The 3759-nt window shown below is 33.7% G+C and carries 3 protein-coding genes; all 3 read left to right on the forward strand.

The genetic code is table 11. The features are described 5' to 3' along the window. A partial coding sequence (locus ACWZFG_RS07005) for a winged helix-turn-helix domain-containing protein (RefSeq protein WP_455577295.1) occupies positions 1-328 on the forward strand: 328 nt, incomplete at its 5' end. Positions 329-554: 226 nt separating this feature from the next. Further along, positions 555-3299, forward strand: coding sequence for a magnesium-translocating P-type ATPase (gene mgtA / locus ACWZFG_RS07010; protein WP_455577296.1), 2745 nt, complete (start codon positions 555-557; stop codon positions 3297-3299). Between the two features lie 14 nt (positions 3300-3313). Beyond that, positions 3314-3469, forward strand: coding sequence for a hypothetical protein (locus ACWZFG_RS07015; RefSeq protein ID WP_455577297.1), 156 nt, complete (start codon positions 3314-3316; stop codon positions 3467-3469). The last annotated feature ends 290 nt before the right edge of the window (positions 3470-3759 follow it).

Below are 3759 nucleotides of genomic sequence, written 5' to 3' on the forward strand. Positions count from 1 at the left end.
TGTTTATGAAGATTACTCATTTGATGTAATGCAATTTGGAGAACTTTTGATAAAACCCAAGGAAAGAAGGGTACTTCGCGAAAATAAAGATATTTCGCTTACACCAAAGGAATACGATATACTACTATTTCTTGCTAAAAATAGAGGAGAAGTTCTTACAAAAGAACAGATTTATAAAGCTGTTTGGGATGGTGAGTATCTTTTGGATGACAGTAATATCATGGCTTTTATAAGAAAATTAAGAAAGAAAATAGAACCTAATCCCGATGCTCCAATTTACATTTTGACAATTTGGGGAATAGGGTATAAGTTCAATGATAATTTATAAAACTAAATATATAGCAAGAAAAACGCAAGAATTTCGCAATGGGATTTCTTGCGTTTTTTATTTATACTAAAGCAGTAAATGAGGAAAGGAGTGAGATGAATATATGGACCCTGATAGTAAGCAAAAAAATAGTGGAGCAACCCGGTAAAATTAAAACAGAATAAGAAAAAGGATTGCTTCTCACAAGGAGGTAATTAAAATGAAAAACAAAAAAATACGAAACAATATGAATGCTAATCAAGCATCAGAAAATCAAACTTTAAAATATGAACAAGAATTAAGAATTCACTTTGCAGCAATTGAACCAATAAAATCAGTATTAGATTCATTAGAAACAACAATGAGAGGATTAGATCCTTCTGATGTTTCAGAGCACAGAGCCAAATACGGAACAAATAAGGTGACACATGAAAAGAAAAAATCTTTAATAGCTAATATTTTAGATGCTTTTGTAAACCCATTTACAGCAATTTTACTTTGCCTAGCAATTGTATCATGTGTAACAGATATGTTATTCCCTTATTTTTCATTATTCGGAAGTAGCCCAGAAGACTTCAACTGCGTAACAGTAGTTATTATCGTGGCAATGGTTTTGATTTCTGGAACACTTCGCTTTGTCCAAGAATCAAGAAGTGGAGATGCTGCTGAAAAATTATTGGACATGATTACAACAACTTGCACAGTGACAAGAAAAGAACAAGAAAAACAGGAAATAAAACTGGATGACGTTGTTGTAGGAGATATCGTGCATTTATCAGCAGGGGATATGATACCAGCAGATGTTAGAATCTTGGATGCAAAAGATTTATTTGTAAGCCAAGCGAGTTTAACTGGAGAAAGTGAACCAATCGAAAAAATCGGAAGCTCTGATGAAGAAAGATATGCTATTACTGAATATAGAAATATCGCATTTATGGGAAGTAATGTAATATCAGGAAGTGCAACTGCTGTTGTAATTTCTGTGGGTGATTCAACTTTATTCGGTTCAATGACTGCATCAGTTGCTAAGGAAGCAGTAGAAACAAACTTCACAAAAGGTGTGAATGCTGTTTCTTGGGTACTTATCCGATTTATGTTAGTTTTAGTACCTGTCGTATTCTTTGTAAACGGAATAACAAAAGGTGACTGGCTAAGCGCATTTTTATTTGGAATCTCTATCGCAGTCGGCCTAACACCAGAAATGTTGCCAATGATAGTTACAACATGCCTTGCAAAAGGTGCTGTGGCAATGAGTAAAAAACAAACTATAGTTAAAAATTTAAATTCTATCCAAAACTTTGGAGCTATGGATGTTTTATGTACTGACAAAACTGGTACTTTAACTCAAGATAAAGTAGTTTTAGAATACCATCTTAACGTTAACGGTGATGAAGATCTGCGTGTGCTTCGTCATGCTTATCTAAACAGCTATTTCCAAACAGGATATAAAAATCTAATAGACTTAGCTATTATCAATAAAACTGAAGAAGCGGAAAGTGAAAATCCTCAACTAACTGATCTTTCTGAACACTACAAAAAAGTTGATGAAATTCCTTTTGACTTCAACCGTCGTCGTTTATCTACTGTTGTAGAAGATGCTAACGGAAAGACACAAATGGTTACAAAAGGTGCAGTTGAAGAAATGCTATCAATCTGCTCACATGTTGAATGTGATGGAAGCGTACAAGAATTGACAGGTACATTGTGTAAACGAATTTTAAAAACAGTAGATGAATTAAATGATAAAGGGTTTAGAGTACTTGGTATTGCTCAAAAAAGCAATCCATCACCTGTTGGAGCTTTTGGAGTAAAAGATGAATGTGACATGGTACTACTTGGATATCTTGCATTTTTAGATCCACCAAAAGAATCAACTTCACATGCAATTTGTGCATTGAAAGAATACGGAGTTGCTACAAAAATTTTAACTGGAGATAACGAAAAAGTAACTCGTACAGTATGTAAACAAGTCGGATTAGAAGTACGTAATATGCTACTAGGCTCAGACATCAATAATATGACAGATGAAGATCTTGCAAACGTAGCTGAAACTACAGATGTATTTGCAAAATTAACACCAGACCAAAAATCTAGAATTGTATCTGTGCTTCGTGAAAATGGACATACAGTTGGATTTATGGGGGATGGTATCAATGATGCTGCAGCAATGAAAAGTGCAGATATCGGAATATCTGTCGACACAGCGGTCGACATTGCAAAAGAAAGTGCAGATATCATATTACTTGAAAAAGATTTAATGGTTTTAGAACAAGGAATTATCGAAGGTAGAAAAACTTACGTAAACATGATTAAATACATTAAAATGACTGCATCTTCTAATTTTGGAAATATGTTTTCAGTATTAGCAGCATCTGCTTTACTTCCATTCCTTCCAATGATGAGCATTCAATTAATATTCTTAAATCTTATTTATGATTTATCTTGTACGGCTATCCCTTGGGATAATGTCGATAAAGAATTTTTAAGAATTCCTCGTAAATGGGATGCTTCGTCTGTTGGGAAATTTATGATATGGATTGGACCAACAAGTTCAATATTTGACTGGACAACATATATTTTCATGTACTTTATATTCTGCCCAATGTTTGTGTCACATGGGGTATTATACAACGATTTAGCAAGTGTTTATAGTGGAGCAGAGCTAGCACAAATGCAATTTAACTATATTGCTATGTTCCAAGCAGGATGGTTTGTAGAATCTATGTGGAGCCAAACACTTGTTATCCATATGATACGTACACCAAAATTGCCATTTATCGAAAGTCGTGCATCACTACCAGTATGTGTACTGACTTTCACAGGAATAGCAGTGTTAACAATTATTCCATTTACATCAATTGGAACAATGCTTGGATTTGTTGCACTACCTGCTGTTTACTTTATCTACCTAATACCATGTATCGTACTTTACATGTTGTTAGCAACTAGTATAAAGAAAGCATATGTACGCCACTTCGGTGAACTTTTATAAAAGGGGGCTTAAAAATGAACTGGAATAGTATATGGAATACACTTTTTAACTGTACTGAATTATTAGGAATAGATATGGGATTTTGGGTTTCGCTAGCTATTATTTTAATTGTCGTAGTTGTCATGAATATTACATTTTGGAATATAAAACCTTTAAAAAACGCTGAATAATAAAAAATGGATAAAAAGTTGATAATTATTTATACAAGGATGCACAGTATGATTGTGCATCTTTTCTTATGGGCTTAAGCCTGTGAAGTATGTGTGCATACTTCATAATAAACCACCCGCTATGCGGGTGCGGAAACGATAGTTATACTAAAAAATCACCTTTCCGGGTGTATAATATAGTTGTTCAGACTAATATAATACGAAAGGAAAGGTGATTTTATGACAACTAAAACGAATAGCTTAGCACATACCAAATGGCTGTGTAAGTATCATATAGTCTTTACTCCTAA

It is taken from the genome of Anaerosinus sp., from assembly GCF_965318445.1.